Genomic DNA, 11358 nt, shown 5'->3' on the forward strand with positions numbered 1-11358 from the left:
ACCTCGCCCCAACCGAAGAACCGGCCGGAGACGGGGTATCAACATATCTGGCGTTGACTTTTGGCACGCTGTTGAGTTCTCAAGGAACGGTCGCTCCCTTTGTACTCACCCTCTCGGGCTTTCCTCCGGGCTTCCCTTCGGTCTTGCGTTTCCGACTCTATCAGACCGTTTTCCGATCCGATTTCCTCGATGCTTTCCAGGTTCCCGCTCTCGCGTTTCCCTTTCCGGCGTTTCCGACTTTATCAGAAGTTCTGAGTCGGAATTTCCACCCGGTCCGGGAGAACCGGATCCAGTCCATGAAGCACGGGGGTTCCCGGCTGGGCGGAGCCGTAAACGTACTGGAGCGGGGCGCCCCGATGCAAATCGAGGCGCCCCGCTCCTGGTTGACGCGTACGCGGGTCAGACCTCCACGACCACCGGGAGGATCATCGGCCTGCGACGGTACGTGTCCGAGACCCACTTGCCGAGGGTCCTTCGGATGAGTTGCTGCAGCTGATGGGGCTCCACGACGCTGTCCTGGGCCGAGCGTTCCAGGACCTCCGAGATCTTCGGGACGACCGCCGCGAACGCCGAGTCGTCGATGCCGGAGCCGCGGGCCTGGATGTGCGGGCCACCCGTGATCTTGCCGCTGGAGGAGTCGACCACGACGAAGACCGAGATGATGCCCTCGTCGCCGAGGATCTTGCGGTCCTTCAGGGCCGGTTCGCCGACATCGCCGACGGAGAGACCGTCGACGTAGACATAACCGGCCTGGACCTTGCCGGAGATCTTGGCCTTGCCCTCGACCAGGTCGACGACGACGCCGTCCTCGGCGATGACGATGCGGTCGTGCGGGATGCCCGTCAGCGCGCCGAGTTCGGCGTTGGCACGCAGATGGCGCCACTCGCCGTGCACCGGCATCAGGTTCTTCGGCCGGCAGATGTTGTAGAAGTACAGCAGCTCACCGGCGGAGGCGTGACCGGAAACATGCACCTTGGCGTTGCCCTTGTGGACGACGTCGGCGCCCCAGCGGGTCAGGCCGTTGATGACGCGGTAGACCGCGTTCTCGTTTCCGGGGATCAGGGAGGACGCCAGGATGACCGTGTCGCCGTCGACGATGCGGATCTGGTGGTCGCGGTTGGCCATCCGGGACAGGGCCGCCATCGGTTCGCCCTGGGAGCCCGTGCAGACCAGGACCACCTGGCTGTCCGGAAGGTCGTCGAGTGTCTTGACGTCGACGACCAGGCCCGGCGGGACCTTGAGGTAGCCCAGGTCCCGGGCGATGCCCATGTTGCGGACCATGGAACGGCCGACGAAGGCGACCCTGCGGCCGTACTCGTGGGCCGCGTCCAGGATCTGCTGGATGCGGTGGACGTGGCTGGCGAAGCTCGCCACGATGATCCGCTTGCGGGCACCGGCGAACACCTGGCGCAGGACGTTCGAGATGTCGCGCTCGGGCGGGACGAAGCCCGGCACCTCGGCGTTCGTCGAGTCGGCCAGAAGAAGGTCGATGCCTTCCTCGCTCAGCCGTGCGAACGCGTGGAGGTCCGTCAGCCGGTTGTCCAGCGGGAGCTGGTCCATCTTGAAGTCGCCCGTGTGCACCACCATGCCGGCCGGGGTGCGGATGGCCACGGCCAGCGCGTCCGGGATGGAGTGGTTGACGGCGACGAACTCGCAGTCGAAGGGGCCGATGCGCTCGCGCCGGCCCTCCTCCACTTCCAGGGTGTACGGGCGGATGCGGTGCTCCTGGAGCTTCGCCTCGATGAGGGCGAGGGTCAGCTTGGAGCCGATGAGGGGGATGTCCGGCTTCTCGCGGAGCAGGAAGGGGACACCGCCGATGTGGTCTTCGTGCCCGTGGGTGAGGACGATGCCCTCGATGTCCTCGAGGCGGTCCCGGACGGACGTGAAGTCCGGCAGGATCAGGTCGATTCCGGGCTGCTCCTCCTCGGGGAAGAGCACTCCGCAGTCGACGATCAGCAGGCGGCCGCCGTACTCGAAGACGGTCATGTTCCGGCCGATCTCGCCGAGCCCGCCGAGCGGGGTGACGCGCAGGGCGCCTTCGGGGAGCTGGGGCGGCGGGCCGAGTTCAGGATGCGGATGACTCAAAAGACTCTCCTCACCACGCACGCCACGTACCGGTCGGGCACGTGGCGTGCGTGACGTTCGTGCATAAGCAGTTGTCGTTGTGGGATGCGGGCACCGGTGTCCCGCCGTATTCAGTTGTTAGGCCTTGCTACGCGGACATCCGCGCAAAGTCTGTTGTCAGAGCTGTACCCCGCCGGCGGCAAGATCGATCTTGAGCTGGGAGATCTCCTCGGCCGAACATTCGACCATGGGGGCGCGCAGCGGCCCGGCGGGCAGCCCCTGGAGGGTCAGCGCGGCCTTGGTCGTCATGACGCCCTGGGTACGGAACATGCCGGTGTAGACCGGGAGCAGCTTCTGGTGGATCTCCGCGGCCTTCTGTACGTCACCGGCGGTGAAGGCCTCGACGAGGGCCCTGAGGTCCGGGGTGACCACATGGCCGACGACCGAGACGAAGCCGACGGCGCCCACCGAGAGCAGCGGCAGGTTGAGCATGTCGTCGCCGGAGTACCAGGCGAGGCCGGACTGGGCGATGGCCCAGCTCGCACGGCCGAGGTCGCCCTTGGCGTCCTTGTTGGCGACGATCCTCGGGTGCTCCGCCAGGCGGACGAAGGTGTCGGTGCTGATCGGGACGCCGCTGCGGCCGGGGATGTCGTAGAGGATCACGGGCAGCCCGGTGGCGTCGGCGATGGCCGTGAAGTGCCGGTACAGGCCCTCTTGCGGGGGCTTGTTGTAGTAGGGCGTGACGACCAGCAGGCCGTGGGCGCCGTCGCGCTCGGCCTGGCGGGCCAGCTCGATGCTGTGGTGGGTGTCGTTGGTGCCGACGCCGGCCACGATGTGGGCGCGGTCACCGACCGCCTCCACCACGGCCCTGACGAGATCCGATTTCTCCGCATCGCTGGTGGTGGGCGACTCGCCGGTGGTGCCGTTGATGATCAGGCCGTCGTTGCCTGCGTCCACCAGGTGGGTTGCGAGCCGCTGGGCGCCGTCGAGGTCGAGTGCGCCGTCCGCCGTGAAAGGCGTGACCATGGCGGTGAGGACCCGCCCGAAGGGGGTCTGCGGAGTGGAGGTCGGAGCCATGGGTTACACGCTACTCGGTGCTCACGACGTGGTCTGCCCTTGGGGTGCGGGGAAAGTCCGGACAAATGCGGAGCCCGGCACTGCCTGCTCGGGGGTTCAAGCAGTGCCGGGTCCGTTTGATCAGGCTAGATGAACTTCTCTAAATGCCGCAATACGGACACCTCGCCAGGCTGATCCGTACATCTGTGCCGAGCACGTCAAAGCGCACGACAGCCCCACGGCGTGGTCACGGCGCGACACGGCCGTTCGCGTTGAAGGCGGCGTGCGTGAGGGGCATGAGCCGGGCCCACTCCGCCTCCATCTTCTCGCCGACCATCTCGATCTCCCGCTGCGGGAAGGAGGGCACCTTGGCCAGCTCGTGCTGGGTGCGCAGGCCGAGGAAGTGCATCAGCGAGCGGGCGTTGCACGTGGCGTACATCGAGGAGAAGAGTCCGACGGGCAGCACCGCCCGGGCCACCTCACGGGCGACACCGGCGGCGAGCATCTCCTGGTAGGCCTCGTACGCCTGACGGTAGGAGTCCTCCATCACCCGGCCGACGAGCTCCTGCTGCGCCTGGGAGCCCTCCACGAAGGTGTACTTACCGGGGCGGCCCTCCTGGACGAGCTTGCGGGACTCACCGGGGACGTAGAAGACCGGTTCGAGCCGGCGGTAGCGGCCGGACTCCTCGTTGTAGGACCACCCGACCCGGTGCCGCATGAACTCGCGGAAGACGAAGATCGGCGCACTGATGAAGAACGTCATCGAGTTGTGCTCGAAGGGGCTGCCGTGCCGGTCCCGCATCAGGTAGTTGATCAGACCCCTGGAGCGCTCAGGGTCCTTGTTCACCTCGTCCAGGGACTGCTCACCGAGCGTCGAGACGCGGGCGGCGAACAGGACGTCGGCGTCGGACGCGGTGTGCTTGACCAGCTCAACGGAGATGTCGCTGCGAGTGAAGATCTTGAGTTCGTCGGCGGGACTGTCGGTCACGGTGCAGAGGGTCCTTCCCCATCACGTCTTCGAAGCGGCGCCCACTCTACGGGGCTGGTGGGAGCGCAGATCACGGGGCGTGCGCGACATTCGCTGGCGAACATCTGTGAATCTGCCGAAACTGGGCACCCTTTCGGGCAGTCGCTCGTCTGTACCACTGAGAGCATTCCGCACGAAGCACGCAGGAGGAAGTGCCCACTATGTTCCGTCGGCGCGAACCCGTACCCTTCGCCTTCATCGCCGAGGCCGACAGGTTCCGCAGCAATGTCGCTCCCCCGCCCCGTCAGCGGTCGTCGGTGAGCCAGATAGCCGGGCGGTGGCTGCTCGGGCTCACCCTCGTCGCGGGAATGGCGGGTTCCCTGGTCCTCGGCATGCCGGCGCTGTCCACGCCGTCCGACCCGGGGACCCAGCAGTCGCAGGCCTCCCAGGGGCACTGACTCTTCCGGCCCCCTCGAGTGGTGGCCGGGGACACAGGCGGATAACCTCACCGGGCACAGCCCATGCATGGATTGAGTGAGGACCAGCCGTGCCCCTGCCCTTCCTGATGGCCGACCGCACCGATGACGCGGCGCTCGACAGCCCCCTGCCCTACGACGACCGGGACCGCTGGCGGCGCCCGTACCGCCCCGGGCCGTGGCGGGTGGGCGGGGCCGCCCTGTGGCTGCTGCTCGCCTCGTTCGTGCTGTTCGCCGCGGTGGCACTGGCCCTGACCGGCTCACTGGACTCCGCCGGAATCGTCCTCGGCATCGCGCTGCTGATCATCGCCGCCGCCCTGCGGATACTGCGCATGGGCGTGTGGGTGAGCGCGCGCGGAGTGCGCCAGATCGGCCTGCTGGGGACCCGGACGGTGCCGTGGAAGCGGGTCGTCTCGGTGCGCACGGCGCAGCAGCCGGTCCGCTGGCTGGGGCTGCCGCGCACGGTACAGGGTCAGGCGCTGACCCTCGTACGCAAGGACCGGCCCACGGCCGACACGGAGCCGCTGCTGACCACGCACGGGATGGACTTCCTGGGCCGGGCGTCGGCCTTCGACCGTGCGGCGGACGCCGTGGAGGCGTGGGCGGCGGAGTACGGGCGCGGCTGAACGCCACGCTGAACACATACGGCAGGGGCCGGTCCGCATCGGCGGACCGGCCCCTGCCGTACCTGTGCCGTATGTGTTTCAGGCCTCCACCGGCCTGCCGTCGTGCAGGGCGATGGCACGCTGCATCGCCCTGCGGGCGCGCGGGGTGTCCCGGGCGTCGTGGTAGGCGACGGCGAGCCGGAACCAGCTGCGCCAGTCGTCGGGGGCGGCCTCGGTCTCGGCCTTGCGCTTGGCGAAGACCTCGTCGGCGGAGTCCCGGTCGATGCGACCGCCGGCGGTGCGCTTCAGTTCGTCCACGGGCAGGCCGCCCTCGGCGTCGAGTTCCGCGGCGAGGGCGTTGGCCCGGCGCACGAACTGGGTGTTCTTCCACAGGAACCACACGCCGATGACCGGCAGGATCAGCACCGCCACCCCGAAGGTGACGGTGAGGACCGTGCCGGTCTGGATGAGCATCACGCCCCGGCTGCCGACCAGGACGAAGTAGAAGACCAGGACGGCGGCCGTGACGACGTAGGAGAGCTTCGCGCGCATCTCAGAGGCCTCGATCAGCCCAGGTCCAGGTAGTTTTCCAGGCCGAAGGTCAGGCCTGGAGCGGTGACCACGCGGCGGACGCCGAGCAGGATGCCCGGCATGAAGCTGCTGTGGTGGAGGGAGTCGTGGCGGATGGTGAGGGTCTCGCCCTCGCCGCCGAGCAGGACCTCCTGGTGGGCGAGGAGGCCACGCAGCCGGACGGCGTGCACGGGGATCCCGTCGACGTCGGCGCCGCGCGCGCCGTCCAGGGCGGTCACCGTGGCGTCCGGGGCCGGGGCGGTGCCGGCCGTGCGGCGGGCCTCGGCGATGAGCTGGGCGGTGCGGGTGGCGGTGCCGGAGGGGGCGTCCACCTTGTTCGGGTGGTGGAGTTCGACGACCTCCACCGACTCGAACCAGGGCGCGGCGATCTGCGCGAACTTCATCGTCAGCACGGCGCCGATGGAGAAGTTCGGGGCGATGAGCACGCCGGTCTCCGGGGACTGGTCCAGCCAGCCGGTCAGCTGCGCGAGCCGTTCGTCGGTCCAGCCCGTCGTACCGACGACGGCGTGGATGCCGTGGCGGACGCAGAAGTCGAGGTTGCCCATCACCGAGGCGGGTGTGGTCAGGTCGACCGCGACCTCGGTGCCCGAGTCGGCCAGCGCCTCCAGCTTGTCGCCCCGGCCGAGGGCGGCCACCAGCTCCATGTCCTCCGCGGCCTCGACCGCCCTGACCGCCTCGGATCCGATGCGGCCCTGGGCCCCGAGGACCGCCACGCGCAGCTTGCTCATCTTCTTCGTTCCTTACCGGTGGTGTGTCAGGCGACGGCGTCGTGCAGGCGTGCGGCCTGTTTGTCCTTGAGCGGGCCGATGACCGACAGCGAGGGGCGCTGTCCCAGGATGTCGCGGGCCACGGAGCGGACCTCGTCCGGGGTCACGGCGGCTATCCGGGCCAGCATGTCGTCGACGGACATCTGCTCGCCCCAGCACAGCTCGCTCTTGCCGATACGGTTCATCAGCGCACCGGTGTCCTCCAGGCCGAGGACCGTGGAGCCCCGGAGCTGGCCGACGGCGCGGCCGATCTCCTCGTCCGGCAGGCCGTGCTCGGCGACCTGGTCCAGTTCGTCCCGGCAGATCTTGAGGACGTCGTGGACCTGCGAGGGCCGGCAGCCGGCGTAGACGCCGAAGAGGCCGCAGTCCGCGAAGCCCGAGGTGTAGGAGTACACGCTGTAGGCCAGGCCGCGCTTCTCGCGGACCTCCTGGAAGAGCCGGGAGGACATGCCGCCGCCGAGGGCGGTGTTGAGCACGCCGAGCGCCCAGCGGCGGTCGTCGGTGCGGGGCAGGCCCGGCATGCCGAGGACGACGTGCGCCTGTTCGGTCTTGCGGCCGAGGAGTTCGACGCGTCCGGCGGTGCGGATGGTGCGGCTGCCCTGGCGCGGGCTGATGGGGGCCGCCTCGGCGGTGCGGAAGGCGCCGGCCTTCTCGAAGGCCGCGCGGACCTGTCGTACGACCTTGTTGTGGTCGATGTTGCCGGCCGCCGCGACCACCAGGTGGGTGGGGTCGTAGTGCTTCTTGTAGAAGCGGCGGATCCGGTCGGCGGTGAGGGCGTTGACGGTGTCGACCGTGCCGAGGACCGGGCGGCCGAGGGCGTTGTCGCCGAACATGGTGTGCGCGAACAGGTCGTGCACGCAGTCGCCGGGGTCGTCCTCGGTCATGGCGATCTCTTCGAGGATCGCGCCGCGCTCGACGTTGACGTCGTCCTCGAGGATGAGCGACCCGGTCAGCATGTCGCAGACGACGTCGATGGCGAGCGGCAGGTCGGTGTCGAGCACGCGCGCGTAGTAGCACGTGTACTCCTTGGCCGTGAACGCGTTCATCTCGCCGCCGACCGCGTCGATGGCGGAGGAGATGTCCAGGGCGGAGCGGCGCGTGGTGCCCTTGAAGAGAAGGTGCTCCAGGTAGTGCGTGGCGCCGTTCAGGGACGGGGTCTCGTCGCGGGAGCCGACGTGGGCCCAGATGCCGAAGGTCGCGGAGCGCACCGAGGGGAGGGTCTCGGTGACGACGCGCAGGCCGCCGGGGAGGGTGGTCTTGCGGACCGTGCCGATGCCGTTCTCGCCCTTGATCAGGGTTTGGGTACGGGCGACGGCCCGCGCCTCCGAGGAGGTGCGGGCCGTCGTCGTGGAGCTGCTCGACGTCACTTGTCGGTGTCGTCCTTTGCGTCCTCGGAGGAAGCGTCTTCCTCGCCCTCGATCACGGGGATCAGGGAGAGCTTGCCGCGGGAGTCGATCTCGGCGATCTCGACCTGGACCTTCTGGCCCACGCCGAGGACGTCCTCGACGTTCTCCACGCGCTTGCCGCCGGCCAGCTTGCGGATCTGCGAGATGTGCAGCAGACCGTCCTTGCCGGGCAGCAGGGAGACGAACGCGCCGAAGGTGGTCGTCTTCACGACCGTGCCCAGGTAGCGCTCGCCGACCTCGGGCATCGTCGGGTTGGCGATGCCGTTGATCGTGGCGCGGGCGGCCTCGGCGGCCGGGCCGTCGGCGGCACCGATGTAGATGGTGCCGTCGTCCTCGATGGTGATCTCGGCGCCGGTGTCCTCCTGGATCTGGTTGATCATCTTGCCCTTGGGGCCGATGACCTCGCCGATCTTGTCCACGGGGATCTTGACGGTGATGATCCGCGGGGCGTTCGGGGACATCTCGTCCGGCTTGTCGATCGCTTCCATCATCACGTCGAGGATGTGGAGGCGGGCGTCCCGTGCCTGCTTGAGGGCGGCGGCCAGGACGGAGGCCGGGATGCCGTCCAGCTTGGTGTCGAGCTGGAGGGCGGTCACGAACTCCTTGGTGCCGGCGACCTTGAAGTCCATGTCACCGAAGGCGTCCTCCGCACCGAGGATGTCGGTGAGGCTGACGTAGTGCGTCTCGCCGTCGATCTCCTGGGAGATCAGACCCATGGCGATACCGGCGACCGGGGCCTTCAGCGGCACACCGGCGTTCAGCAGCGACATGGTGGAGGCGCAGACCGAGCCCATGGACGTCGAGCCGTTGGAGCCGAGGGCCTCGGACACCTGACGGATCGCGTAGGGGAACTCCTCGCGGGTCGGCAGGACCGGGACCAGGGCGCGCTCGGCGAGGGCGCCGTGGCCGATCTCGCGGCGCTTCGGGGAGCCGACGCGGCCGGTCTCGCCGGTGGAGTACGGCGGGAAGTTGTAGTTGTGCATGTAGCGCTTGCGGGTCACCGGGGAAAGGGTGTCCAGCTGCTGCTCCATCCGGAGCATGTTGAGGGTGGTGACGCCCAGGATCTGGGTCTCGCCACGCTCGAACAGCGCCGAGCCGTGCACGCGCGGGATGGCCTCGACCTCGGCGGCCAGGGTGCGGATGTCGGTGACACCGCGGCCGTCGATGCGCTTCTTCTCCTTGATCACGCGCTCGCGGACCAGCTGCTTGGTCAGCGAGCGGTACGCGGCGGAGATCTCCTTCTCGCGGCCCTCGAACTCCGGGAGCAGCTTCTCGGCGGCCAGACCCTTGACGCGGTCCAGCTCGGCCTCGCGCTCCTGCTTGCCGGCGATGGTCAGCGCGGCGGCGAGCTCCGGGCGGACGGCGGCGGACAGCGCCTCCAGGACGTCGTCCTGGTAGTCGAGGAAGATCGGGAACTCGCCGGTCGGCTTGGCGGCCTTCGCGGCGAGGTCGGCCTGGGCCTTGCAGAGCACCTTGATGAAGGGCTTCGCGGCGTCCAGACCCGAGGCGACGACCTCCTCGGTCGGCGCCTCGGCGCCGCCCTTGACCAGCTGGATGGTCTTCTCGGTGGCCTCGGCCTCGACCATCATGATCGCGACGTCGCCGTCCTCCAGGACGCGACCGGCGACCACCATGTCGAAGACGGCGTCCTCGAGCTCGGTGTGCGTCGGGAACGCGACCCACTGGCCGTTGATCAGCGCGACGCGGACGCCGCCGATCGGGCCGGAGAAGGGCAGACCCGCCAGCTGGGTGGACGCGGACGCGGCGTTGATCGCGACGACGTCGTACAGGTGGTCGGGGTTGAGCGCCATGATGGTGGCGACGACCTGGATCTCGTTGCGCAGGCCCTTCTTGAAGGACGGGCGCAGCGGGCGGTCGATCAGGCGGCAGGTGAGGATCGCGTCCTCGCTCGGCCGGCCCTCACGGCGGAAGAAGGAACCGGGGATCTTCCCGGCCGCGTACATGCGCTCCTCGACGTCCACCGTGAGGGGGAAGAAGTCGAGCTGGTCCTTGGGGTTCTTGGAGGCGGTGGTGGCCGACAGCACCATGGTGTCGTCGTCCAGGTACGCCACGGCGGAGCCGGCGGCCTGCTTGGCCAGGCGGCCCGTCTCGAAGCGGATGGTGCGGGTGCCGAAGGTGCCGTTGTCGATGACGGCCTCGGCGTAGTGGGTCTCGTTCTCCACTAGCGTTTTCTCCGTTACTTTCGTCTGCGATGCGTCTTTTGTCCCGATCTGCCCGTGTGGCAGGGGGACGGTGCCGGAGAAGCGCGCCGTGCTGTGCGGGCCGGTCTTCGATCGAAGCACCCGGGGCTCGCTTCCCCCCGGGGGCCACTACCGAGGACCGGCGGCGGCTTAGGTGCGCTTCTCCTCTTTCTGGGTCGTACGGCGTCGCTCTGTGCCGTACGTCGTTCTGTGTCGTGCGTATTGCGTTGTGCTACCACACTACAAAGCGTGAGTGACACTCCGCACGTTTCCGCACGTACGGCAAAGGGAGCGGCCCCGGGTGTCTCCGGGAACCGCTCCCTTGACGGCGTCTTACTTGGCGCCCGCCGCACCGCGGCGGATGCCCAGGCGGTCGACCAGCGCACGGAAGCGCTGGATGTCCTTCTTCGCCAGGTACTGCAGGAGGCGGCGGCGCTGACCGACCAGGATCAGCAGACCACGACGGGAGTGGTGGTCGTGCTTGTGGGTCTTGAGGTGCTCCGTCAGGTCGGAGATCCGACGGGAGAGCAGAGCGACCTGGACCTCGGGGGAGCCGGTGTCACCCTCCTTGGTCCCGAACTCGGTGATGATCTGCTTCTTCACTGCGGCGTCGAGCGACACGCTTACTCCTCGTTGTCTGAGTGCCCACCGAGCGCCCCCGGTCTTCATCGCGGGGGAGCTTCCACAACTCGGGAGGCGGGGATCCGTCGGGCGCGGCCTCAGGGGTCCACGGGGGACTCCGGGGGTGCGTACACAAACGGCCGTCGACCAGGGTACCAGTGCCGGAGTACGAGAATGTCCGGGACGGTCCCGGACCGTGCGAGACAGCCGGCGGCGGCGCGACCGCCAGTAGTGTGACGGTCACAGCATAGGTACGTCGTCGGGAAGGGGTCGCCGCCGGATGAGCGAGACGGCTGAGGAGATGAAGGCGCGCAAGGAGCGGGAGCGGGACGAGCTCTACGCGCTCGACATCTCGGGCGTCGAGTGGCAGTGCGCGCCCGGCACCGAGCAGGACGAGGAACGGGTCGAGATCGCCTACCTGCCCGAGGGCGCCGTGGCCATGCGGTCGTCGCTCGACCCGGGCACCGTGCTGCGGTACACGGAGGCGGAGTGGCGGGCCTTCGTGCTGGGCGCCCGGGACGGCGAGTTCGACCTGGAGCCGACCGAGCGCGACGGCGGCCCGGCCGCCCGGTGACCGAAGGCCCGGTGGTGGGGCGGCACGGGC

General features: G+C 68.9%; 11 protein-coding genes. 3 read left to right on the forward strand and 8 right to left on the reverse strand.

The window, feature by feature from the left end:
* Nucleotides 1-399: 399 nt before the first annotated feature.
* The 3 genes from ACFXI4_RS44250 to thyX all read right to left on the reverse strand — a co-directional run bounded on the left by ACFXI4_RS44250 (nucleotide 400) and on the right by thyX (nucleotide 4108).
* Entirely contained in the window at nucleotides 400-2085 is a 1686-nt protein-coding gene (locus tag ACFXI4_RS44250; RefSeq protein ID WP_385003289.1) for a ribonuclease J, read from the reverse strand.
* A 156-nt stretch (nucleotides 2086-2241) separates the two neighbouring features.
* Nucleotides 2242-3141, reverse strand: coding sequence for a 4-hydroxy-tetrahydrodipicolinate synthase (gene dapA, locus ACFXI4_RS44255; protein WP_385003293.1), 900 nt, complete (start codon nucleotides 3139-3141; stop codon nucleotides 2242-2244).
* Between the two features lie 226 nt (nucleotides 3142-3367).
* Complete coding sequence (gene thyX / locus ACFXI4_RS44260) at nucleotides 3368-4108, reverse strand: FAD-dependent thymidylate synthase (protein ID WP_385003296.1); 741 nt, start codon at nucleotides 4106-4108, stop codon at nucleotides 3368-3370.
* Between the two features lie 200 nt (nucleotides 4109-4308).
* Here thyX and ACFXI4_RS44265 point away from each other — a divergent pair, with 200 nt between their 5' ends.
* Together ACFXI4_RS44265 and ACFXI4_RS44270 are read left to right on the forward strand one after the other, a co-directional pair.
* Nucleotides 4309-4545 (forward strand): hypothetical protein, encoded by a 237-nt coding sequence (locus ACFXI4_RS44265; protein WP_385003299.1) that lies wholly within the window; start codon nucleotides 4309-4311, stop codon nucleotides 4543-4545.
* A gap of 89 nt (nucleotides 4546-4634) precedes the next feature.
* The gene (locus tag ACFXI4_RS44270) at nucleotides 4635-5189 is read left to right on the forward strand and encodes a hypothetical protein (RefSeq protein WP_362718910.1); all 555 of its coding nucleotides are present in this window, start codon (nucleotides 4635-4637) and stop codon (nucleotides 5187-5189) included.
* A gap of 78 nt (nucleotides 5190-5267) precedes the next feature.
* Here ACFXI4_RS44270 and ACFXI4_RS44275 read toward each other — a convergent pair whose 3' ends face one another.
* The 5 genes from ACFXI4_RS44275 to rpsO form a co-directional block, all read right to left on the reverse strand.
* Nucleotides 5268-5720, reverse strand: coding sequence for a hypothetical protein (locus ACFXI4_RS44275; RefSeq protein WP_362718913.1), 453 nt, complete (start codon nucleotides 5718-5720; stop codon nucleotides 5268-5270).
* A gap of 14 nt (nucleotides 5721-5734) precedes the next feature.
* Nucleotides 5735-6487: a 4-hydroxy-tetrahydrodipicolinate reductase gene (gene dapB, locus ACFXI4_RS44280; protein ID WP_385003303.1), complete on the reverse strand. Its 753-nt coding sequence runs from the start codon at nucleotides 6485-6487 to the stop codon at nucleotides 5735-5737.
* A 26-nt stretch (nucleotides 6488-6513) separates the two neighbouring features.
* Nucleotides 6514-7893 carry a M16 family metallopeptidase gene (locus tag ACFXI4_RS44285; protein WP_385003306.1) on the reverse strand — a complete coding sequence of 460 codons (1380 nt, stop codon included), beginning with the start codon at nucleotides 7891-7893 and terminating at the stop codon, nucleotides 6514-6516.
* Nucleotides 7890-10115, reverse strand: a complete 2226-nt coding sequence (locus ACFXI4_RS44290) for a polyribonucleotide nucleotidyltransferase (protein ID WP_362718921.1) — start codon at nucleotides 10113-10115, stop codon at nucleotides 7890-7892. The genes ACFXI4_RS44285 and ACFXI4_RS44290 overlap by 4 nt, the downstream gene beginning before the upstream one ends.
* A 351-nt stretch (nucleotides 10116-10466) precedes the next feature.
* Complete coding sequence (gene rpsO / locus ACFXI4_RS44295; protein WP_362718925.1) at nucleotides 10467-10754, reverse strand: 30S ribosomal protein S15; 288 nt, start codon at nucleotides 10752-10754, stop codon at nucleotides 10467-10469.
* A 280-nt stretch (nucleotides 10755-11034) separates the two neighbouring features.
* Between rpsO and ACFXI4_RS44300 the strand changes: the two genes are divergently transcribed.
* On the forward strand, nucleotides 11035-11328 hold the full coding sequence (locus ACFXI4_RS44300; protein WP_385003310.1) for a DUF397 domain-containing protein: 294 nt from the start codon (nucleotides 11035-11037) through the stop codon (nucleotides 11326-11328).
* Nucleotides 11329-11358 lie beyond the last annotated feature (30 nt).

The sequence above is a fragment of the Streptomyces sp. NPDC059224 genome (genome assembly GCF_042754285.1).
GTDB lineage: Bacteria > Actinomycetota > Actinomycetes > Streptomycetales > Streptomycetaceae > Streptomyces.